Source organism: Paraglaciecola algarum (genome assembly GCF_021532655.1).
GTDB lineage: Bacteria > Pseudomonadota > Gammaproteobacteria > Enterobacterales > Alteromonadaceae > Paraglaciecola > Paraglaciecola algarum.
The window spans coordinates 47,998-72,041 of sequence record NZ_JAKGAS010000016.1; the positions used below are offsets into that span (position 1 = coordinate 47,998).

The 24,044-nt window shown below is 38.9% G+C and carries 12 protein-coding genes; 8 read left to right on the forward strand and 4 right to left on the reverse strand.

All coding sequences use genetic code 11. The features are described 5' to 3' along the window. Positions 1-16: 16 nt before the first annotated feature. On the reverse strand, positions 17-3,589 hold the full coding sequence (locus tag L0668_RS19290; protein ID WP_235314360.1) for a TonB-dependent receptor: 3,573 nt from the start codon (positions 3,587-3,589) through the stop codon (positions 17-19). Between the two features lie 782 nt (positions 3,590-4,371). Between L0668_RS19290 and L0668_RS19295 the strand changes: the two genes are divergently transcribed. Next, complete coding sequence (locus tag L0668_RS19295) at positions 4,372-5,871, forward strand: tryptophan halogenase family protein (RefSeq protein ID WP_235314361.1); 1,500 nt, start codon at positions 4,372-4,374, stop codon at positions 5,869-5,871. 23 nt (positions 5,872-5,894) lie between these two features. Here L0668_RS19295 and L0668_RS19300 read toward each other — a convergent pair whose 3' ends face one another. Next, a complete protein-coding gene (locus L0668_RS19300) occupies positions 5,895-7,418 on the reverse strand; it encodes a tryptophan halogenase family protein (RefSeq protein WP_235314362.1) in 1,524 nt (507 codons plus the stop codon). Between the two features lie 699 nt (positions 7,419-8,117). Between L0668_RS19300 and L0668_RS19305 the strand changes: the two genes are divergently transcribed. Both L0668_RS19305 and L0668_RS19310 read left to right on the forward strand, forming a co-directional pair. Then, positions 8,118-11,765, forward strand: coding sequence for a TonB-dependent receptor domain-containing protein (locus L0668_RS19305; protein WP_235314363.1), 3,648 nt, complete (start codon positions 8,118-8,120; stop codon positions 11,763-11,765). A 55-nt stretch (positions 11,766-11,820) separates the two neighbouring features. Continuing rightward, positions 11,821-13,983, forward strand: coding sequence for a hypothetical protein (locus tag L0668_RS19310; protein WP_235314364.1), 2,163 nt, complete (start codon positions 11,821-11,823; stop codon positions 13,981-13,983). 92 nt (positions 13,984-14,075) lie between these two features. Here L0668_RS19310 and L0668_RS19315 read toward each other — a convergent pair whose 3' ends face one another. Continuing rightward, positions 14,076-15,542, reverse strand: coding sequence for a tryptophan halogenase family protein (locus L0668_RS19315; protein WP_235314365.1), 1,467 nt, complete (start codon positions 15,540-15,542; stop codon positions 14,076-14,078). A 300-nt stretch (positions 15,543-15,842) separates the two neighbouring features. Here L0668_RS19315 and L0668_RS19320 point away from each other — a divergent pair, with 300 nt between their 5' ends. From L0668_RS19320 to L0668_RS19340, 5 genes are all read left to right on the forward strand, one after another. Beyond that, complete coding sequence (locus tag L0668_RS19320; protein ID WP_235314366.1) at positions 15,843-16,565, forward strand: SapC family protein; 723 nt, start codon at positions 15,843-15,845, stop codon at positions 16,563-16,565. A gap of 83 nt (positions 16,566-16,648) precedes the next feature. Continuing rightward, positions 16,649-17,263, forward strand: a complete 615-nt coding sequence (locus tag L0668_RS19325; RefSeq protein ID WP_235314367.1) for a putative glycoside hydrolase — start codon at positions 16,649-16,651, stop codon at positions 17,261-17,263. A 242-nt stretch (positions 17,264-17,505) separates the two neighbouring features. Next, a complete protein-coding gene (locus L0668_RS19330) occupies positions 17,506-18,588 on the forward strand; it encodes a glycoside hydrolase family 117 protein (RefSeq protein ID WP_235314368.1) in 1,083 nt (360 codons plus the stop codon). A gap of 87 nt (positions 18,589-18,675) precedes the next feature. Further along, positions 18,676-20,106: a sulfatase gene (locus L0668_RS19335; protein WP_235314369.1), complete on the forward strand. Its 1,431-nt coding sequence runs from the start codon at positions 18,676-18,678 to the stop codon at positions 20,104-20,106. A 116-nt stretch (positions 20,107-20,222) separates the two neighbouring features. Further along, the gene (locus tag L0668_RS19340) at positions 20,223-22,574 is read left to right on the forward strand and encodes a beta-galactosidase (protein WP_235314370.1); all 2,352 of its coding nucleotides are present in this window, start codon (positions 20,223-20,225) and stop codon (positions 22,572-22,574) included. A gap of 89 nt (positions 22,575-22,663) precedes the next feature. Here the strand turns inward: L0668_RS19340 and L0668_RS19345 are convergent, their stop codons facing one another. Then, on the reverse strand, positions 22,664-23,824 hold the full coding sequence (locus L0668_RS19345; protein ID WP_235314371.1) for an endo-1,4-beta-xylanase: 1,161 nt from the start codon (positions 23,822-23,824) through the stop codon (positions 22,664-22,666). Between the last annotated feature and the right edge of the window lie 220 nt (positions 23,825-24,044).

The following is a 24,044-nucleotide window of genomic DNA, read 5'->3' on the forward strand; positions in this document are numbered from 1 at the left end:
TTCATTATTCCTTACTCTAGAAATTAACCCTTAGGTTTAAACGGTAGGTACGACCTGTATGTTGCAATAATGTCGTTCTGCTTTTATTCACATCATCTTCAAGTGCATTACCTTCGTTAAACAGAATTCCTTCTCCTTGCGCATTTACATCACCTAAATCATGTTCACGACTGGTGTAGTAACGACGAACGCCTTCATTGGTCAAGTTTAATGCCTGAAGAGAAAGTTGAATATCATTAGTGATACTGTAACTAGCTGATAGGTCGAATGTCCCCGTTCCTTCTTGCCAAACAGAGCCTTCATTTTGGAATTCAGTAACAAGCTCATCTGATTTTCCACGGTACGCTAGACGAATTTGGTGTCCATCTTGTTCCCAGAAAACCGTCGCGTTGTAGCTGTGTTTCGGTGTCCAAGAACGAGGCATTTGTGGTAAAATTTTACCGGGCTCTAGAGTTGACTCTTGTTCATCAGTTTTAGAGTTTTGGAAGGTATAATTAACGGTTGTACCTAAACCACTCATCCAGCCAGGTAAAAAGTCATAAACCTGTGAGTAGGACATTTCTATACCTGTGATGGTTGCACCATCACCATTGATGATGCGCTGAGCGTCGTATTTAGCACAATAATTGAGTAAATCTGAATCGTCGAACCACCAATCTGAACTAACAGCACCCAAGGCGCCACGAGCTGGCATACAACCGGCCTGTCCAATTTCTGTATATCCCGTTGGATTGGCGGCAAAGTATTCTCGAATTTGCTCTTCGCTTCTAATTAATTGGCCAGCGTCATAGCCCGATAGGTCTTTATCACGTAAATCATCAACATATACTACCGAAGATTCAGTGACGATAAAGTCAGACATATCTTTATTAAACAAAGCCACTGATACCATACTACTTGGGTTAAAGTACCACTCAAAAGATAAGTCTAAATTAACCGATTCTTGTGGTAACAATTGCGGATTATTTAAGGTAATACGAGAGCCTCGGGTATCGTTAGTTGGATCACCCCAAATACCTTCATTTAGGTTAAATCCAGGCTTTAAACTATCAATAGGTGGTCTGGACATGGTTTTAGATACAGCAAAACGAGCTATCAAGTCCTGTCCTATTTGATAGTTTAAATTTAAACTAGGTAAAATCATGTCATAAACGTTTGTTCCGACAGTAGGAAAGTTTCGTCGACTATTATCTGGAGCGGTTGTACCATATTGTGTTGGATCATCTGTGAAAACATCAACAGCCAACGTACTTATGTCACTGTGGCGTCTATTCCACCACCAACCACCTTGCTCAGCATTTTGAGTGGTTCGTACATCAAAACATGGATAGCCACTTGGATCTTGTGGTAAACGTGTTGGGTTATTAGGATCAGATCTATCCCAACCGTTACCGTCTATGCGGTTTTCTTGGAATTTGCCTTGCGGGTTAGGAGCGAACAATTCTTCTGTTACGCAGCTATCTAGGTTCTGATTACGTAACTGACGCCATACAAATGGGTCATAAAGCCTATTAGCAGGGTCACCAAATTGAGCTCCAGAACTACCATAGGTTTCTACTTCTGTTTCAATGTAACGTAATCCAATATCACCGGTTAGTTTGCTATCTAAGTATTCAAAATTAACTTTAAAGTAAGCGGCTTTATTTTCTAGAATGGCTTGTCGGGTTCTAGAGTTGTCAACTTCAAAGTTATTACCTTCGAGACCATAAGCCATTTCAATGAGTTGATCTGAGCTAACTAATTGCCATCCATCGGTAATATTATTTCTAGGAATACCAAATGCTGACATAAAGTTATCTACAGGGAATGCTTCGTCTGTAGCATAATTGGCTGCACTAATAGAGCCAATACCTTCACCCGCAATAACCCCTTTTAATCCAGCTACGTTACCTTCGGCATCAAAACGGATAATCTGAATTGGCTGGGTTGTGTTACGGAATTGCCCCAGTTGATCATCTACATATTTATCACGCTCGGACCATTTAGCCCCAAATTCAACTTTGGTAATGCCCGCAAAATCTAAATCGTAATCAAAATCAACAAAGGCAGTTTTTTGCGTATCCGTTACTTCGCGTTCAGTCATTCCCATCCAGTTAACTGCTTGGGCAGCAATATCGTCTGGATTAAAAGCAGAACGACCCATATTGTCGCTATTGTTATCTGGATCCATTAAAGATACGAAGCCATCACCGAATATAAAGTGACATACGCCTGAGCTACAGTCATAACCAGCAGGTTGTATACCAGTATGTGGCGTACCATAAGCATCTGCACGAGCTTTAACCTGAGCCTGCACACCATAACTATTGAACAAATTCATGTTTATATTTTCGGTAGGCTTTAAGTGGGTTTGTGAATAATTCACACCCACTTCCATTTTTAAGTCTTCAGTTATGTATTGAGTAATATTTAAATTGGCCACTTTGTTTACAGTGGTATCAAGACTCGTCGAACGTTTCATGCCACCATCAGCAAAACGGTTTACGTTTCTTACTAACGTACGTGATTCTGGGTCAATTACCCACCAGTCTTGTTGGGGATCAGTGTAAGTAGGGTAATTGTCTTCACCTGGAATTCCAGAGTTTTCATTATAGATACCTTCTCTATAATTAGCTTCGTCAGCACGAGCACGAATACCTACACCGTGACTGGAATTGGCAACATCTTGGGTGGCCCAGTTAAGGTTTAATACAATATTGGTATCATCTGTTGGTTGATATTGAATGGTAGTGTCGATACCTTGGCGGTTACGTTCGTTCGTAAATAGGTTATATTCCACACCGTTTGCAGCAAGTACATTAACGTCATTGACAATATTGCCGTCCAAATCTCGGGCTATATATGCATTCACAGCATCGAATTCGTTGACACTCATTTGATCTCTGCGAATAGAAGAAGTTTCATCAACAGCTGTGATTAATATTCCTAACGTTTCGTCTAAGAATTTATGAGAAAATGTACCAGATAGTTTGTGATCCGCATTTTCAGAGAAATCATTATAACGGCCTTGAATTGATAGACGGCGTACGTCTTTAGCTATGTCTAATGGCTTTACTGTGTTTAAACGAATAGACGCACCTAGAGAGCCTTCATCGTGGTCAGCACTAGGTGTTTTAACTACGTTTATACTAGATAATACGTCAGCGGAGAAAGCACTTAAGTCAACGGCTTGGTTAAAATCCGCAGAAGTCAAAGTTACGCCGTTTAGCGTAATAACGTTTTGGTCTGGATTTGCACCACGAACCGTTACCTTAGTCCCTTCACCGTCGGCGGTTTGGACGGATACGCCTGTTACTCGCGAAAGTGCATCTGCGATGTTTTGGTCTGTTGATTTACCTATGTCTTCGGCGAAAATAGAATCAGATACGTTTTGACTTAAACGTTTTTCGTTCATCGATTTTAAAAGACTACCTTTAAAACCGGTTACTTCGATGACTTCTGTCTCATCTTCTTCTGCTGCGGTTGCAACATTAGTTTGATTAACGGCAGTCTTGGCTACCTCGTTTTCTTGAGCAAAAGCACTAGTACCGCTGGCTAACATAGCCAAAGTCAGCGCACTTAACTTAAACCTTGTTCCCGTGTTGTTCATGTGTTTCTCCCTTAGGGATGTTATTTGACTGACTTTAGCGATTGGGGAGTACCAAAATCAGAGCCTCTAATATAGTTATATAATTGCTTTATTAACAAAGGCTATACAACTCAGTAACACTATATACCGCCTTGCATTCAATAATCCATAAGTTCAATGATTGATTGTTGACAATGTTACACGGTGATTTTTCGGGTTTTTTGTAAGTTACAGGACCATGTATTTTGTAACTAGCTAAAATATAAGGTTATTATTTAAATCCCCTTACGTATATTCACATGTAAAAGGATTAAATTAAAAATAAAATAAAATAAAAATCATAACGATTAAAGTAAATTTCATAAGGTGCGAAAAGCCCGCAAGAACAAAGGTAGTATTGTATTATAATTTATATGTAAATGAATATTTTGTATGTGATTTTAATGTAGAGTGGAATTTGAAAAGATGGTTTTCACCTCGTTTGTAAGCTTGTGAATGTTTATTTATATGAATACTAATTTCGTAAAAATGACTATTTTGGGGTCATTTAATAAACTTTAATGCCTGTTAAATAAGGTTTTGTTTGTGTAGTTTGTTATGTTGTGATGTTTGTTGTAATCTAGTCTTGTTAGCAATAAATTTACATTTGGTTTTTTAGATTTTAATTGCTTGTCACTTATAGTTTTTATGCACTTTTTTAGTGCGCAATCAAATATAAAGAGTGTTAACTAAAAATGCTAAAGAGGATTGTTGAGGTTGTTCACTCAATTTTGCTTGGTAATCTCTGACTAGAATAGAACTTCATGACTAAACCTAGCACGGTTAAAAAAGAAATTTTGATTGTTGGTGGTGGCACTGCTGGCTGGATGAGTGCCTGTTTAATGGCTAAAACTCTAGGCTCTGAACAATTTTCTATATCTTTGTTAGAGTCAAATAATGTACCGACAGTTGGCGTCGGCGAAGGTTCGACCCCATATATTAAACGTTTTTTCGATGCCCTAGAAATTACTGAAGCCAAGTGGATGCCTGCATGCAGTGCGACTTATAAAGGAGGCATTACCTTTGCCAATTGGTCCACAAAAGCTGGTTTTGCCCAGTATTTTCACCCGTTTACAAGCTCCCTAGATGCTGAAAGTTTTGATGTATTTAAGCAAGTCACTCGATTAAAACATGCAAATTATCATGTAGATGCTCATCCTAATTACTATTTTTTACAGGCGGAATTGGTTAATCAAAAGCGAATCCCTGTATCTCAAGACAAACAAAAAGTTGATTCTATTTATGCTTACCATTTTGATGCAACTAAGCTTGGTTTGTTTTTAAAGGATTATGCTTGTTCGTTAGGAGTTAAACATATTGTCGATGATGTGACAGCTGTTAAATTAGCCGAATCTGGGGCAATTGAATCAGTGACTACTCAGTCAGGTCAAACCATTTCAGCTGATATATTTGTGGATTGCACTGGCTTTAAAGCTTTGTTAATTGAAAAAACCTTAGGCGTGAACTTTAAGTCTTTTAAAGATAACTTATTTAACGATTCTGCGGTGGCTATTGCTACACCTAAAGCTGACTTTTACGCTCCTCACACTATTTCAACTGCTATGAGTAATGGTTGGCGATGGGATATTCCTCTCACATCGAGGACTGGAAATGGTTATGTATATAGTAGTGATTTTCAGTCTGCTAGTTCCGCTGAAGAAGAGCTTCGTAAAGCTATTCATATCCATGATGATGTCGAAGCCCGTCATATTAAGATGAAGGTAGGGCGATTAGAAAAACACTGGCATAAAAACTGTGTAGCTATTGGTTTATCTCAAGGTTTTATTGAACCGCTAGAAGCAACGGCATTACATATTGTGCAATTATCTATTGAACAGTTTATAGAGCAGTATAAGCGGGGGGATTATTCAGATAAGTATCAAGAGTATTATAATCATGGGGTTAATCATTTATTTGAACATATTCGTGATTACATAGTCTTGCACTATTTAACCAACAGCAGGAGTGATACTGATTATTGGAAAGCATGTCGGCATGACATTAAGATCTCGGATCGTCTGCAAGCTGCAATGGAAGTCTGGTGTAGTGGTGGAGATTTAGATGAAGAACTTAACTGTCAACAAGTCACCCAGTATTACTCTTCAATGTCTTGGCATGTTTTATTGGCTGGTATGGGAGTGTTTCCAACCTCAAACCAGACAACACCAATCTCTCATCCCCAAGCTGAACAAGCATTAAATGATATTAAGCGACATATATCTGCCCATACTTCATATTTCCCAAAGAGTAAAATGTCTACTTAATAAGCCCTTTGCATCTGCTTTTACTAAATTTGTTGTTTGATTTTTAGGTTATTAATAAAGTCATTGTGTTCTGGAAGTTTAGCCACCTCATTTTGAATAGCTGAATATACATTTTTTAATACTTGTGTCGCGGCTTCTGCTGATACCCCTGGCAGTGAAAAGCGCTCATAACTATCTAGGTATTTTTGGCCGATTAATATTTGCACCCAACTTTCGAAACTAAACAACTCACGGGGATCAATATTGATATAGCCTGTTCTAGAATATTCTTCTAAACGTAATTCTAGCTCTTTAGGTAATGCCATCTTTTGGCAGTCCCTCCAAAACTTAGAGTCGTCTCTTTGATTGACGTGATAATGCAAAACCAGAAAATCTCTGATCCCTTGGGTTTGAAATGCAAAAGTGGTATTAAACATTTTACTATCGTGCCAGTTGTCAGCATCAAGTTGTTCACGTAGTAATAAAGCATACCGGTAAATTAAATGAATACTAGTGGATTCCATAGGCTCCATAAAACCGCTGGAAAGGCCAATTGCCACACAGTTTTTGTACCAAGGCTCGGTTAAGCAGCCTGTCTTAAAAGGAATGATCCTTGGCTCAGTTATGGCCTCTCCATCTAGTTGAGACATTAACTCTTGTTGCGCTTCTTGGTCAGAAATGTACTTGCTGCAATATACATAACCATTGCCGGTTCTAGTTTGTAATGGTATTTGCCAACGCCAACCTGCTTGCATAGCAATGGCTTTGGTATAAGAGGGCAATGAGTTTGACTCATTTTTTATTTGTACCGCAATAGCTCTATCGGAAGGTAAATAAGCCGACCAATCTTGAATATCTTGCTTAAGCACTTGTTTAATTAATCGTCCAGAACTACCCGAACAGTCGATAAACAAGTCTCCTTCAAAGGTTTCACCATTTTCTAACTGTACACTTGCAATATCACCCGCAGCAGTAAGTTGCACATTGGCTACTGTACCAGTGATATGCGTGATGCCATTTTTAACACTAAAGTCTTGTAAATATTTGGCCATAAGGCTTGCATCAAAGTGCAGGGCATAAGACAAGTTACATAGAGGAAAGAAGTCATTAGCTTTTGCACCGCTAGGTCTAGGTGCAGGAGGAGCAAACTTATTGTTGTATGCGGCTACGGCAGTGGGGAAAAATGGGGTGATACTTGTGCTACCGGTTTTATGAGCGGTTCTAAACCAAAAGTCCAAAAATGGTATTTGGCCAATCTTAGTTCCTAACTCGCCGAAGGCATGCATGTATTGCTCACCGGGTTTTGACCAGTTTTCAAAATGAATACCGTATTTAAAACTACCATCTACTTTAGCGATTAAATCACTGTCATTAAGCTCTAAATATTCAATTAATGAATAAATTGGCGGAATACTGGCTTCGCCTACGCCGACTGGTTGTATTGTGTCTGATTCAATCAAAGTGACGGTATAATTAGCTTGGGCTAAATTTTTTGATAATATTGATGCGGTTACCCAGCCAGCAGTTCCGCCGCCTAATACCACTATTTTCTTTTTTGTTTCAGCCAAAATTATTCCTTTTAATGATTAAGAGTATGTAAATACAGCTCGGTTATTATTCAATTTTGTTAAAGATAAGTATCGCAAAGTTTTTCAACAATAAATACTTAACAACTTTTAAATTTTTATAGTTTGTTAACAAAACTATTTTTAATAGAAAAAATACGCAAGTTTTATTTAATTATTATCTATAAAAATTAAATGTATTTGTCATTAAATTCTCATTGCCCCTCAGGTTTTAAATGCACTTCTTTGCGTTTACATGTGATTTTTAGTTTGGTTGAACCGACATGTGAGCATCAAAGTTATGAAATTAAACAGTTCAGTTATGCTATTGATCTAATAGATTTTAGAGTTGTTTTTAATAGGTTTATCTGATTGTTAGTTTGTTACGCCTTATTTTAAATAACAATTTCGTCACTTCTAATATTACAAAATATTATAATTGCAATGCAATATTCAGTAAAAATAGTTCATTTAAATATAAAATCACAAATTTCTTTATGAATTAAAATTGTCGATTACACATAAGTCTCAGTTTTATAAGGTGATTCCTCTCTTGGTTGATTGAAGACTGTTAACAAAAAGTGATTGACATAATAATGTATACAGTATTAGAGTGGTGTAAATCGTGTTAATAGATTGTTTGTTTTTAACCTCTTTTTATTATTACGACCACACTCAATAACCAGACTTTGGGACACTGAAATGACACAGACCAAACACAATTTTAAACGCAGCTCAATATGCCTTGCGGTTATGGCCGCAACTAGCATAAGTGCATTCGCTCAAGAAAAAGATACAAGTGAAGATGATGTAGAAGTCATTGAAATTACCGGTATGAAGGGCAGCTTAATAAAATCAATTAATGATAAGCGCTTTTCTCGAAATATTGCCGATACCATCAACTCAGAAGATATTGGTAAATCTACCGACCAAAATATTGCTGACGCACTTGGACGTGTGACTGGTGTGTCTGTTGTCAGTAACGATGGTGAGGGTACACAAATTACTGTACGTGGCGCCGATGCTAACCAAAATGCTATTACCCTTAACGGTCAAACGTTAACATCAACTGATTTCTCTCAAGCGGTTGATCTAAGTTCGTTTTCTGCAGATATCTTATCTAAATTAGAAGTAGTCAAAACGGCCAGTGCTGACCACGATGAAGGGTCATTAGGTGCGTCTGTTAACTTAGTGACTGTTCGTCCGCTTAATCAAGCTGAGCCAGTTCGTTCAGCAACTGTACAAGGTCGTTATAATGATTTTTCAGACAAAGCCAATCATAAAATACAGTTTTCAGCGACCGAAAATTTCTTAGATGACACTTTGGGTGTGGCATTAACTGTCTATGATGAATCAAACGCTTATCGTAAAGATCAATATAGTGCTAATAATTTTGTTGAGTCACAAGAATATGCTCAGGCAATTGATCAAAATGGCAATGTTATCTCAGGTGTTAAAGTCATTGAGCCATCCGTGGCTAGTTACGAATTGCATCAAAATGAAAGTAACCGAAAAGGTGCATCTTTAGGTATTCAGTTTTTACCTAATGACGTGAGTGAACTAATGCTTGATGTGACTTATAGCAAACAAGAGTTGGTCAGAACACAAGATGCGATTGAAACTAAAAGTTTTGCTAATAACCAGAATTGGATTGAAGGTGAAGTGCCTACTAGTTTCGTAAGGCCGCCTAATCCTTTTAGTGATCCAATTGATTGGATCCAAGTTAATACTGATACGTATGACATGACTAAACGTATTAACCGTTACGGTAACGGTAATATAGTGCGTTCAGATGGTGGACAAGATAACGAAAACTTAAGTGCGACATTAAATTTCAAAACCGAGCTTACTGATACTTTGCGTTTTGAAGCCCAAGTTGGTCACTCATCAAGTTCATCTGAAAGTTTACCTAGTGCTTATACTGTGATGCAAAACTATGTACAAGTACCAGGTTTTGCATTGTGGGATGCCGGGGAAAATATTGAGCCAGTGGGCGTAGATTGTACTGGTGGTAGTGACACTTGTAGAATGGTTTACGGTAATTCTTTAGTGGATTTAGGTGACAACTTATATGCCTATACTGATGAAAATGGTCAACGTGTTGCGGGTAACGTTGATAACGTGGTTAACACTGGTTTTAATCCTCAAGACGTGTCTTCATTCTTCTTAGGGTTTATCGGTGAATCAGATCGCTCCGTTGAAGATACTATTACCAATGCGCAAATTGATTTTGATTGGGATCTTGATGAGTTTGGCATTACTTCAATTGAATTTGGTGCTAAAACGTCTTCGCGTAATAAAGATGTAGACGATCAGGCGTATAGTTTCCAATCGTTACAAGCTACTGAAATTATCACTGACCCTGTTACCGGACAAACCATTGTTGAGCTTGGTGGTTCTTTGCAAGATATTCGTGGTGATTTAATAGCGGGCGACCCAATTGAATATGATGATTTTATGGAAACCCTCGGTTATCCAAGAGAAGGCGCCACTGTGGGCTGGACACCAATTGACGTCAAATTAGCTAAAGAAATGGTGTTAGGAGACGGTGACGTTATTCGTAATGTGGATAACACAGCCTCTCGTGAAACCAATATCGATACTAATGCTCTTTACCTTAAGGCTAACTTTGAGTTGCTAGACGGTCAATTAACCGGTGACATAGGTGTGCGTTATGTTGAAACCGAAATCGAAGCCTTTGGTTATTCGGGCATGAGCTATTTCGAACAGGGCGGCTCAGACTTAGAGCGTGAAATTGATCGACATACACTTTCTGAGTTAGCTGATAGGTCATTGCCTGAGTGCCCAGTGTTAAATTTAGGGGCGGATGGTGCAGCTCAAGATTATGAGATGAAATACCAACGTGTAGATGGCTTAGGTTGGGATACCAGTACCGGACCCGATCCTTCAACTTGGGTGAAAATTCCAGATGCAGGCCCTTGTCACGATGCTAGATTTGCTGACTTCTCAGATGCGCTTAATGCTTTTAGAGCAGGTGAAGGTGCTCAACCTGCTTTCGGCGATTACGACTTATTGTGGAAGAGCATGTGGCGTTATGCCGATGTGCATACCAGCCGTACCTATGGTTGGGATAACTTACCTACTTGGAATGGTGAAACCACTGGGGTAAATACTAATTATTCATGGGCATCATCTACCAATAAACAAGTAGCAGCGATACCCGCTTATAAAACACATTCTTATGAGAATATCTTACCAAGCTTAAACTTGAACTATGCCTTTTCAGATGAATTTGTTGGACGATTTGCTGTATCTAAAACTATGACTCGCCCTGAAATTGATTTACTGCGTCCAGGTTATAAAGTGACTGAAGGCAGTTACTGGGGAAGTGGTAATTTGAATGTTGGCCGTGTTGATATGTATAACACCCAATTAGAGCCGTTAGAGTCAAATAACTTAGACGTGTCTTTAGAATGGTACTTTAACGAATCTAGTATGTTGAGTGTTGCTTACTTTAGAAAAGATATGTCTAACTTCACAGATCGTGAAACAACCTTATCTTTCGTTAACAGTGTAAGAGATGCTAATGATGCGCCTGATAGTGGTAATGATCTGATATTAACCGCAGATGGTGACCTTTCTGGTTGTCATCCAATCAGAGCGACAACCGAATTTGGTTATCAACCTGGTGACCCGACAACCTTTAGCGGAGATCCTGCGGACAACTGTGCAAATATGACAGTGACTAAAACGGTTAATGCTAAGAATGCTGAAATTCAAGGTCTAGAAGTAGGTTATATGCAAACTTATGACTTCTTACCTGAGCAATTTGGATTACCTCAGTGGACTGCCGGTTTAGGTGTATCTGCTAACTATACCTATCAACAAAGTGAGTATGAATCAGAGTATTCATCTATTAACCCAAATCTACTACTGCCTTCATACCCAGTAGCAGATACCCCAGAACACAGTTATAACTTTACCGGTTTCTGGGAGCAAAACGGCCATCAAGTTCGTTTAAGCTTTAGAGGCACAACCGACTCATTAGTGGGTAAAGACTGGGCAAATGGCCAATATGGTCGTAGTTGGAACCAAGGGTCTATCTGGAATGAAGGACGTAATACTTTAGATATATCTGCTTCTTACCAAGTGAGTCCAGATATTAGCCTTACTTTCCAAGCGATTAATTTAACCGACGAAGCGTATCGCACCTATTTTACCAGCCGCACATTAAATGTGGTTCGCGTAGCTGCTGATAATAATGCTGGTTATGACTTCACAGCGTTAGAAGAAGGCAACCCTCTTGATGGTGACGCACCCACACATCGTACTTATACCAAGTACAAAGTGGGTACAACGTATCGTTTAGGTCTACGAGTGAAATTCTAAAAATATTACAGGTAGTGGCAGGGCAACCTGCCAGTCCCAACTATGGTGTTAAATTATGAAAACATTTAAAAAATCAAAAGTATTATTAGCCAGTTCAATTTTGGCTGCGCTAACAGGTTGTGGATCATCTGATGATTTCACGCCAACACAAGCAGCTAATGCCAGTGCACCAACACACGGTGGTGATATAGCAGTATCTTTTAACGAAAAAGATGCGATTAAATTCATTAGTTTATTAGGTAGCCCCTCCGGCGCAGAAACTGGTGAAGGTGTGGCGACTGATGCCGATGGAAACTATCTAACGGTAAGCGATGTGACTATTTCAACTTCAGGACCAAGAGCTGAAGAAATCGGCAGTGCTGGGGTTGAAATAAACGGTAATCAAGTGGCGATTCGCTCATTAGACATCGCGCCGATGTTAGACACTGATGAAACTCACACCGTTACTGTGAGCTATAACATTTCTGATGGTGCAAATAGTGTGCCCCGCACATTGACTGCTACCATCTCTGGCGAAGATTTTGCGCCAGTTTCAGTCGGCGATATTATCACTAACTATACTCGTGATGCAGGCGCAGCCACGTTAAATTTGTTGGCTAATGTATATGATTTAGATAACGAATTTTTAACCATTACAAACTTTGTAGCAGATAGCGATAATTTGGTTGATCTGCCGATTACTACAACGGGTAACGGTGCTGAAGTAAGTTTGGATATAGCTGCAATAGAATCCTCAATCCCTGATGGCCAGAAAGTAGAACTCAATTTTACTTATACCGTGAGTGATCATAGGTTTGATATACAGCAAAAGATGACGATTAACGTGTTAGGTGTGCAAGATATTGCTGGTGCACCATTAGTGCTTAACTACTTCTTAACTGAAGATGTTCAAGAAACTGACGGCATGTTAATGGTTGATTTAGCTAAGGAAGTACAAGAGCGTGAAGGTGACGCTATCGTCATTAGCGATGTAATGCTTGAAGGTGTTGCTTTTGAGAATACTTTTGCCGGCCGAGTTGAAGGTAATAACTTGTACTTCAATCCAAACTTTTATTTGGATGACATAGCAGCAGGCGAGTTTAAAGATTTCGTATTTACAATGAAAGTATCAGATGACCAAGGTAATACATCTGATGGTCAACGTGAATTGACGGTTCGTGTAAACGGTGTTGAGTCAAACTTACTTGCAGCCGGTGGTATGGATGTTGGTTTTGAGAACGATGGTGCTGGATTTGAAGCATTTAATTGTGGGGCAGGTGGTGAAATCACTACGTCACTGGTCGCTAATGGCAACTCCTCTTTCCAAATGTTAGGTGCACCTTGTTATTATGCCACACCGGCTAGCGTGTTTCCTGATATGGAGTTAGGTGGTAAGTATTATTTTCACTATAACGCATACGTGGGAGCAGGTGACGCATCGCCTTATATCATGTTAAGTACCGATCCTAATGGCGGTCACAACTTCTGGGTAGGTGCCCGTCCTTGGCATCCAGCTAACGCTTCATGGCGTCCACTTATGATTGAGTATGATACTCAAGCGGGTTATTTAGCTACTGCCAATGGTGATGGTGAAACTCCTATGGACGTAGCTGACCAAATGCGTTTATTTGTGATGAGTGCATGGGTGGGTAACGATGGTATGCCAGCCTTTGACGACTTTACCTTTACCCGTTATGACAATATCGAAGGTGTGGATATTTTAACTGCTAGCCCTGGTTCTTTCGAAGATGATAACTTTGTGCCTACAACTTCTGGTGGTGGTTTAGTTGAAGTACGAGAAGATCCAAATGATGCTACTAATAAAGTATTATACGTGGATACCACAGGTGCCACCGAAGCAGTGACGATCAGCCTACCAATTCAAAAAGGTGCAATGGTGCCAGGTGGACGTTATCGCGTGACTTACGATGTGCAGTACCTTAACTTTGATGCAAACAAAGATGCGGGAACTGATCCAAACATTAATCAATGGGGCGGTTATGTGTTTGATATCACCTTTAAAAATGCTGATAGTGGCTTAGAGTTCACAAAGAATCAAACTATCTGGAATGGTAGTGCGCTTGGTCAAGTGCAAGGTATTGCTGATGAAACATCTCATTGGTGGGGCTTTGGAGCTGAAACCAATTGGGATAGTGACAACATAACAGTCGACTTTGTATTAAAAGGTGTAGGTGCTCAATACATAATCGATAACTTAGAGATTGTGCGAGTCCCTTAATAACTCGTCTAGCGTAAAGACTTATTAAAAAGCCCTGATGAAAATCAGGGCTTTTTGGGTTTATAAATAGAAGAAAAGACAAGAAAAGAGTTTTAAGCCTTACAATACCTATTTAGGTATTCACTATGAGGCGGTAAATTTGCTGCTTTGGCTAACGCATCATTTTCCACTTGGTTTAAAAATTTCTGTAATTCTTGTTTTGACATTTCATCAGCCAGAGGGTGATGTTGATCTGGCACTAAACCTTGGCCAATCATGACTTGTAACCAAGAATCCTCAAATATTTCGCCTTTACGTTGCACAAAACGCCCTGTTTTCTTAAACAAATCCATGCGGTTTTTTAAAGATTCTGGAATGGTCATATTTTTGCAGAATCGCCAAAACTCAGAATCATCGCGCTCAGTCTGACAGTAGTGCAGAATAATAAAATCTTTAATTTCGTTGTAATCGGTATTCATATAGTCGTTGTATTGAGCCACTTCTAAATCATTAATACCGTAAGTTGGGAAGTACTTAATGAGCTGCATGATACCTTGTTGAATAATATGAATTGCCGTAGATTCTAATGGTTCAATAAAACCACCAGCTAAGCCTATGGCCACACAGTTTTTATTCCATAACTTTTCTCTGTGGCCAGTTTTGAACTTGATAACTCTGGGCTCGGTTAGTGGCTCACCCTCAATAGTTGAAACTAGCATCTGTTTAGCTTCTGCGTCATCCATATACTCGCTGGCATAAACAATGCCATTGCCCATACGGTGCTGCAGTGGAATACGCCATTGCCAACCTGCATTATGTGCTATTGAACGAGTATAGGGTGGGGGATCACCAGCAAGTTTGGTTTGTACTGCAATAGCACTGTCCATAGGTAACCAATGAGACCAGTCAACAAATGGTGTGTTTAAGGTTTCATCAATCAACAGGCCTTTAAAACCAGAGCAATCAATAAAAAAGTCAGCTTCTACTTTTTGACCATCTTGTAACTCTAAGGCTGTGATAAAACCGCTTTGGGTGTCAGTGTGTACTTTGTCTACTAGGCCTTCTACTCTGGTTACACCATTATTTTGAGCTTCTTGCCTTAACATTTTTGCGTATAAACTGGCATCTAGGTGATAGGCGAAGTTAAGACCATCTTGATGAGCAAATTTGTTTTGTAAAGCCGCCACACCTTCGGCGTTGTATGTGCCAAATGGTTTACTTATTCCTAATTCTACTCCGCGTTTCCAATACTCATGGAAACCTGCAGCCCACATACCTAAGCCTGTGCCGCCAAATCCGTGAAAGTAACTCTCGCCTTGTTTGCGCCAATTTTCAAATTGGATACCTAACTTAAAGCTACCTGAGGTTTTTTTTACAAATTCTGTGGAGCGAATACCTAACATATCATTAAAAAAATGCAGGCTAGGAATAGTGGCTTCACCTACGCCTATTGTGCCAATTTGATCCGACTCCACCACAGTGATATCTAATTTGGTTAGTGTTTTAGAAAGCAGTGCTGCTGTCATCCAGCCCGCAGTACCACCACCTAATATCACTATTTTATTTACATGCTTGTTCATTTACCACTCGCCATAGTTGACAGAAACTTTATTCATTTAATGCTGTACAAAAAAAGTCTTGATGAATTCATTTGTAGACGATTAACAATACCTAATCATAGGGCCAATTTGAACGTAAATATTTTAATTTTATTTAATTGTTAACAATTGGTTTGAATTATGATCTGCGGTAGAATCTAACCAAGCGAAAAATAATCAATTAAGCATGCTTTTAGTAAAAGTTTATTGTGCTTAACTTATTGATAAAAAATAAAATAACTTATCCTCCATTTGGGGGAAATTGATTTAAATGAGAGAAAGATGACAGATTCAAATAAAAGCACTATTGAACTACTAGACAGCCAAGCCCATCGCAAATTAAAAATTCAAACTCAAAAATTAAACACTAAACAAAATAGAGTAAATGTAGCTAATGTTTCTGTAGGCGAACTTAATACTCTAGTACATGAATATCCTGTATTTATTACCAAAAGTCCTAATTCAGGCGATTTACAACTTACTGCTATTTTAGGTTTTAAATCAGGAGAAAACTTGTTTTTGAAAGGCGATGAATGGCGCGCTACCTATTTACCATTAGATATTATACGTCGACCGTTTCAAGCTTATCTACCGGACCAAAATAATCCAAACCAAGGGCATATTGCTATTGATTTATTAGCTGAACAAGTTAATGAAAAACATGGTACGCCCTTGTTTGACGATCAAGGTAATAAAACAGAATTTTTACAAAGAGTAGAGCAAACATTTTCGCAAATAATGGGGGGCGCGGTACAAACCTTAAACTTATTAAAACAAGCTGAACAATTGGGCTTAATAGAAAGTATTAACTTAAGTATTGAAGTGCCCAATAAAGGTAAGGTTGAGTTAAACGGTTTATTAGCGTTTAACAAAGAAGCGGTAGATAAATTATCTGGACAAGAGTTAGAACAAGCTCATCAATCAGGATTATTACAAGTCATCCACCTATTACTTAGTTCAACTTTACATTTACAAAAATTGATTGGATGGTCAGCCAATCAATAATCGACTCAATTGAAATTAGTATTTAAATAAGCGGAGAATTTGCCATGGGTGTATTAAAGAAAATATTTTTAATAGGATCGCTTATGGCCATGCCTTTAGTGATTTTTGCAAACCCGTTAGATCACAACAGCAATTATTTTGTGCAAGGTAAAGGTGTGGGGCCTTGGGAGTTAAGTTTACAGTTTGGCCAAGTTAAATTGGACAATAATTCTGGAAAAACGGTAAAAGGTAGCTTAACTGCTAGTCCCACAAAAAAAGTCAAAGATAATGATTCAGTCTCTTTAACCTGGCGCCCAAGAGGGGTTGAAAATGAATGGGGCAGTGCAGATCTTAACGTATTAACCATGAATATTATCAACACTAAAGGATTAGTTGATATATCCAGTGTTAAAGATCTAGCGGCACTGACATTCGATATTAAAGTCAACCGTAAGCCTAAAGAGCTGGTTGAACTAATGATGGAAAGTAATTGGGATTGGCAAACACGCAGTAAATTTCCGTTAAAAAATGTTCTTTCTCGATTACCTAAAAAGAAGTGGACGACTGTGCCTATTCCTTTGAAATGTTTCGAAAATGATAAACTAGACTTCAGTAAAATCAGCACCATATTTATGCTGCAAACATCTGGCAGAATGGAAATTGAGTTAGGTGATATTCGTCTTACAGGGTTTCCGGCAGATAAAGTTAAATGCCCGTAATGCTCGAAATGAGTAACCTTTGCTGATGTTTTTAATTTCTTGAACTTTATATCAACACTTATGAACCCAGCTGTTTTTATTTTGATTTTGCATTAATTTAATTGTTAACAATTGGTGTGGGTTAGGTTAATATTAAGCCATAATCGTTTATGCAGCATGGTCAGCTTGAACTGCGTTCAGTTTGAACTAGTTTAGATAGATTTATGTTCAAGCTCTAAATGCAATACACCTAAAGGTAAAGTATGTCTCAACAAAAAATGAGTTTAGCCACCAAGCGCGCCATCGAAAGAGGTTACGATCAACAAGGACCAGAGTGGTTAACTGAGTTTGACGTAATGGATTGTAAAGGCGATTTTGCTTTTGAAGAAGGTGTGATCCGCCGTGATCCCACTTCAGTGATTTTGGTGGATGGTGTTTACCATTGTTGGTATACCAAAGGTCAAGGCGAAACTATCGGATTTGGATCAGATAACCCGAAAGATAAAGTGTTTCCTTGGGATTTGACCGAAGTATGGCATGCAACCTCTGATGATACTATTACTTGGAAAGAGCAGGGACCAGCTATTCAAAGAGGTAGTGCGGGGCAGTTTGATGATAGAGCTGTATTCACCCCAGAAGTGTTAGTACATGACAGTAAATATTATTTGGTTTATCAAACCGTACAATTTCCTTATACCAACCGCCAATACGAACACATAGCCATAGCTTGGGCTGATTCACCTCAGGGCCCTTGGCATAAAAGTGATGCACCTATTGTTAGCCCTTCTATGGATGGTGAATGGGACGGTGACCAAGACAACCGTTTTCATGTTAAATCCAAAGGCAGTTTTGATAGTCACAAGGTGCACGATCCTTGTTTATTGTCTTTTAACGGCAAGTTTTACCTTTATTACAAAGGCGAAACTATGGGCGAAGAGATGAACATGGGCGGCCGTGAAATTAAACACGGTGTGGCTATAGCGGATAATATTCTCGGTCCTTATATAAAATCGGAATACAACCCTATTTCCAATAGTGGTCATGAGGTAGTGGTGTGGAATTATCAAGGTGGCATCGCTTCCTTAATCACCACTGATGGCCCTGAAAAAAACACGGTGCAATTTGCTCCAGATGGTATAAATTTCTCAATCAAGTCTCATGTCAAAGGCGCACCTGAAGCTGTAGGGTTATTCAGAGAATTTAAAGAAAATACCTTGCCACCGCCAGGGATCGCTTGGGGTTTGACCCATAAATATGATACCAGTTGGAACTGGAATTACATTTGTAAATTTGTACCGCGTAAACAAGTGTTAGACGCGGGCACATTTCAAAACGCACATCAATAATTAAATATTATCAGCAATTTTGTTTAACTTTTAATGGCGACTTAAATCATTAAGTCGCTTCTATATTTCCGCAACTAGGGTCAAATAATGACGAAAATAACTAAGTTAGGATTTTTACATAGATTTCTAAGTTGTCTATTGTTAACCATGTTGTCACTTTCGGTGTCGGCCAAACAACCGAATATTTTGTTTATTTTAAGTGACGATGCTGGATACGCTGATTTTGGTTTTCATGGCAGCAAAGAGTTTAATACGCCTAATTTAGATGTCTTGGCAAAACAAAGTATGCGTTTTGATCAAGCTTATGTCACCGCAGCTGTATGTGGACCTTCAAGAGCGGGTCTATTAACTGGCAAATATCAACAACGCTTTGGTTTTGAAGAAAATAACGTACCCGGTTATATGAGTTATTCGGGGCATACGGGCAACGAAATGGGCTTGCCTTTAACCGAAAAAACCATGGCTAATCATCTTAAAGCGCTAGGTTATCGAACTGGATTATTTGGTAAGTGGCACCAAGGTGATGCTGATCAATTTCACCCGCTAAATCGTGGCTTTGATGAATTTATTGGTTTTAGAAATGGTGCTCGTAGTTATTATGAAATGTCTGCAGCAGAAAAGCAGGCAGCGCCAGAAAAACGATTAGAGCGTGGATTTGGCCAGTTTGAAGAGCCTAAAAAATATTTAACTGATTTGTTAGCTGACGAAACTATAAGGTTTATGGAAAACAACCAAGCTAACCCCTTTTTTGCTTATTTGTCACTTAACGCAGTACACACACCTATGCAGGCGCGTAAAGATCATCTAGCTCTGTATCCCAATTTAACTGGTAAGCGTCAAACCCTAGCCGCTATGACGCATGCCATGGATTTAGCCATTGCTCGGGTGTTAAAACGTTTAGATGAACTAGGTTTAGCTGAAAACACCATAGTGGTGTATACCAATGACAATGGTGGCCCGTCTGATACTAATCACTCAAACAACTACCCTTTAAGTGGCAGTAAAGCTAATCATATGGAAGGGGGCATTCGAGTGCCAATGTTAGTGCGTTGGCCGAATAAAGTTAAAGCTAACAGTGTTTATTCTTATCCAGTCAGTTTTTTAGACTTTCTACCTACTTTTGTACAAGCCGCAGGAGGCGATGTGCAAGCGTTAGGTGATATTGATGGGGTAGATCTCATGCCGTATATCCAAGGACAAACCAAACAAATTCCCCACCAAACTCTATTTTGGAAAAAAGAGAATCGAGGAGCTGTGCGCGATGGTGATTGGAAGTTATTACGGTTTCCTGATCGTCCAGCCGAGTTGTACAACATTCAAAAAGACCAATCTGAGTTAACTAATTTAGCTGCTCAATACCCAGATAAAGTGAAACAAATGTATCAACAATTGTTTAATTGGGAGCTCACTTTAGAACGTCCTTTATGGCAATTAAGACGTGAATACGAAGGCAAAGCTATGCAAAGAATGGATAAATATAAACAAACATCTGCATCAGTTGGACAATTTTCAAACTGAAGAAATCCACCTTGAATTCATTTCCCAACAACTGTTGGGCTTGTCGTTGGATTCAGTTGTGTCGGTTTTTAAGGATTAATGATGACTGAATTCGGCAAACTATATAGGAAAGAAATATGATTTATTGTTACAAAAAGGCTAGGTACGTTCTGCTGGGAGCTGTTAGTACAAGCCTATTATTGACCGCATGTAGCGAGCCCCAAAGTATTGATAAACAGGTTTCTATTCCAGCGGTAGAATCTAAAGATATTTTGTCATTATTAGATTTTGAAACCCCTGAACAATTATCGAATATAAAATTAGAAAATGTACAGCCTGTATTTGTTAATTCAGAAAATGGAGTGACTCAGGGCAAGCAAGGTTTACGACTAAACATACAAGCTAAAGATAATTACAAAACCTCTTTTAGTTTTGCTCCTAAAAATAGTTGGGATTGGAGTGCGTATGGTCCGTTTAAAGTGGCACTAGATATTGCTAATCCTGAAACAATATCAGCTCAAATATATGTCACAGTGGCGGATGGCAAAGGTCAAACCCATAATCGCAGCGTAATTGTTCCCAAACAATCTAATGGTACTTACACAATTGAGCTGGCCGGAGGTGACTTAGGCTTAGAAACTGGTATTCGCTCAAATCCAAAAAGTGTTGATGATAGCAGTATTCCAGTTACTTGGCGTTGGGGCGTAAAGCAGTTAGATTTAACTCAGGTAAAAAGCATTAAGTTTTCCATGACGAGTTTGTTGCATGATCGAGCGTTAGTCATAGATAACTTACGTTTGATAGAAGGTAACGACTATAGCCTAGATAACTTAACCGCAGTGGTGGATGAGTTTGGACAAAACATTAATGTTGATTTTCCAATCAAAGTCAACTCTCTAGAGCAGTTGTTAGCCAATAAAGCTGAAGAAGAAAAGCATTTAGATGGCACATTAATGGCTGACCGCTCTAAGTTTGGTGGTTGGAAGGAGGGTCCTAAATTAGAAGGGACCGGCTACTTTAGAACCACTAAAATCGAAGGACAGTGGTCTTTGGTTGATCCTGAAGGCTATTTGTTTTTCTCCCACGGTATTGCCAACGTTAGAATGTCTAACACCTCCACAATTACGGGTTATGACTTTGATAAATCTCTGATTAAACAAAGAGATAAGAATGATTTAACCCCAGAAGATTCCAAAGGTTTAAATACCATTAGTGGTCCAGCTATTCAAACTAGGCATGTGAGTTCGTCATTACGCAGCAATATGTTTACTTGGTTACCTAGTTACGATGATCCCTTAGCTAATCACTTTGGTTATCGTAGAAGCGTACACACTGGGGCGGTCGAGCATGGCGAAACATTTAGTTTTTATCGAGCTAACCTAGAGCGAAAATACGGCGAGTCATCGCCTGAATCTTTTATGGATGATTGGCAACAAACTACCCTAAATAGAATGAATAATTGGGGATTTACTTCTTTTGGTAATTGGATTGATCCCAGTTTTTACGCTCAGCAACAAGTGCCATATTTTGCTAATGGTTGGATTATTGGTCCCTTTAAAACAGTGAGTAGTGGCAACGATTATTGGTCTCCCTTACCTGATCCTTTTGATCCTGTGTTTGTAGAAAGAGCACGTGTGACAGCTGAAGCTATTGCCCAAGAAGTAAACAGAAACCCTTGGTGTGTGGGGGTGTTTATCGATAACGAAAAAAGTTGGGGAACAACGAGCTCTGTATCTGGCCAGTATGGCGTAGTGATCAATACCCTGAGTTTGACTGATGCAGAAAGCCCAACTAAAGCCCAATTTACTCAGCTGTTAAAAGATAAATATCAAGACATAGTCAGCTTTAATAAAGCCTGGGGAACCCATTTTGAAGTGTGGCAAGAATTGAGTAACGGCATTTTAGTAACAGAACATTCAGCAGCTATGATCGATGACTATTCGATGTTACTTCATCACTATGCCAGTCAGTATTTTTCTGTGGTTAAAGCTGAGTTAAAAAGAGTATTACCCAATCATTTGTATATGGGAGTACGTTTTGCGGATTGGGGTATGACTCCAGAAGTGGTGCGAGCGGCTGCTGATCACGTAGATGTAGTGAGTTACAACTATTACAAAGAAGGTTTACAAAAAGACTATTGGAAGTTTTTAGAAGAGTTAGACATGCCAAGTATTATTGGTGAGTTTCATATTGGAGCTACTGATACCGGCCTGTTTAATCCTGGTTTAGTGCACGCAGAGGATCAAGCTGATAGGGGCAGAATGTATCAAGATTATATGCATTCGGTTATCGACAATCCTTATTTTGTAGGAGCTCACTGGTTTCAATATATTGACTCACCACTTACTGGTAGAGCCTATGATGGGGAAAACTATAATGTCGGTTTTGTGAGTGTGACTGATACGCCCTATACAGAAATGGTAGAGGCCGCCAAAAAGTTAAATACCAGTATCTACCCTCGCAAGTTTAAAGACTTAAAGAGTGACTAAACAGAGTTAAGGGTTTAGGAATAACCCCGTTATCTCGGTTAAAAATTATTGAGATAACGGGAATGAAGGTACATAAAAGGAAATTAGTATTACTGAGCTGCCAGCCCAAGTTCTATCACTCTATGTAAGGCTTCTTTTTCAGTTCCATCTCGATTAAATAGTAGTGGGTAGTTGGTACGGCCAGATACTGGCCAACCATTCAACCATGAATCACCGTCTGTCACCCCCCATAAGGTGACACGATCTATGTTTTTATGATGTTTTAAGAAAATATCAAAAATATCCACATACCTATCGCCTAATTTTTTGTCTGCCGATGCAGGAAAATCACCATTTGGATAAGGATTGTTTTCGGGAGTGGCCACACGTTTTTTAATATCAACATTGGCACCAAAAAATTGATCTCTACCCAAATAATCTATATCTAATTCGGTAATGTGCAGTGGTAACCCTGTGCCTGCTAGCGCGCTAAGGTTTTGTTCTATTTCTAATAAGGTAGGGGTTGTCATGGCCCAATGGCCTTGGATACCAATGGCATCAATGGGGATATTTCTACTTTTGAAGTCTTCGACCATCTTTATTACAGTAGCCACTCGGCCTTTACGGGTCATTCCATAATCGTTATATATTTTAATTGCGTCAGACGGGAGTTCTTCATTAGCGATAAGAAAAGCTTGCTCAATAAAGTCATCGCCAATAATTTGATTGTATAAGGATTGACGTAAGCTACCGTCATCTTCAATCGCTTCGTTGACTACGTCCCAAATTTTTATTTTATGACCAAAATGTTTTGCCATAAATTTGGCTCGTTCGCGCATTCTGATTAATAACCCGTCACGAGTTAGCAAGTTTCCTTGATCATCTTTAAATACCCAATCTGGTGTTTGGCTATGCCAAAATAAAACGTGTCCTACAGGCGTGATATTGTTGTCAGTGGTAAATTGTGTGAAATTATTAGGTCCTGTTAGTTTATAAACATTTGGCTGTGGATTGAAAGGTTCCCATTTAAATGAGTTATCCATAGTGGCCGATGAAAAATGTTGTTTTACAATTTGAGTGGTCTTTAAATTATGGTCCGCTACCATCCTATCGTTCATAGTCGCGCCAACAAGAAACTTACCCACATAGGCTTCCTTAAAACTAGGTTTATCTTGAGCAGGAAGTTTATTGCCAGAGCAGCTGGATAAAAACAAAACAGTAGCGATTACGCTGAGCATAATCTTAGTGGGATGGTAATTAAATGATGACATATAAATAGCCTTAATTGATATACTTTAAAAAGAGTATACTCAGAAGATTATAAACGTCAGCTTGTTAATAAAATAAAGTAATTGAAATACAAAAAATTAACAACTTTGAGTTGCATGGATTGGGTTTAGATAAATAAATTTACTTACGCACAAAAAAACGGCCTCAAATGAGGCCGTTTTCTATGGTCGGTGCAATTCTAACTTACTGAATAACACAAAC

Excerpts from the sequence above, each read along its gene's own strand:
- L0668_RS19290 (WP_235314360.1), bottom strand. The coding sequence starts at position 3,589 with ATGAACAACACGGGAACAAGGTTTAAGTTAAGTGCGCTGACTTTGGCT.
- L0668_RS19295 (WP_235314361.1), top strand. The coding sequence starts at position 4,372 with ATGACTAAACCTAGCACGGTTAAAAAAGAAATTTTGATTGTTGGTGGT.
- L0668_RS19305 (WP_235314363.1), top strand. The coding sequence starts at position 8,118 with ATGACACAGACCAAACACAATTTTAAACGCAGCTCAATATGCCTTGCG.
- L0668_RS19310 (WP_235314364.1), top strand. The coding sequence starts at position 11,821 with ATGAAAACATTTAAAAAATCAAAAGTATTATTAGCCAGTTCAATTTTG.
- L0668_RS19315 (WP_235314365.1), bottom strand. The coding sequence starts at position 15,542 with ATGAACAAGCATGTAAATAAAATAGTGATATTAGGTGGTGGTACTGCG.
- L0668_RS19320 (WP_235314366.1), top strand. The coding sequence starts at position 15,843 with ATGACAGATTCAAATAAAAGCACTATTGAACTACTAGACAGCCAAGCC.
- L0668_RS19325 (WP_235314367.1), top strand. The coding sequence starts at position 16,649 with ATGGCCATGCCTTTAGTGATTTTTGCAAACCCGTTAGATCACAACAGC.
- L0668_RS19330 (WP_235314368.1), top strand. The coding sequence starts at position 17,506 with ATGTCTCAACAAAAAATGAGTTTAGCCACCAAGCGCGCCATCGAAAGA.
- L0668_RS19335 (WP_235314369.1), top strand. The coding sequence starts at position 18,676 with ATGACGAAAATAACTAAGTTAGGATTTTTACATAGATTTCTAAGTTGT.
- L0668_RS19340 (WP_235314370.1), top strand. The coding sequence starts at position 20,223 with ATGATTTATTGTTACAAAAAGGCTAGGTACGTTCTGCTGGGAGCTGTT.
- L0668_RS19345 (WP_235314371.1), bottom strand. The coding sequence starts at position 23,824 with ATGTCATCATTTAATTACCATCCCACTAAGATTATGCTCAGCGTAATC.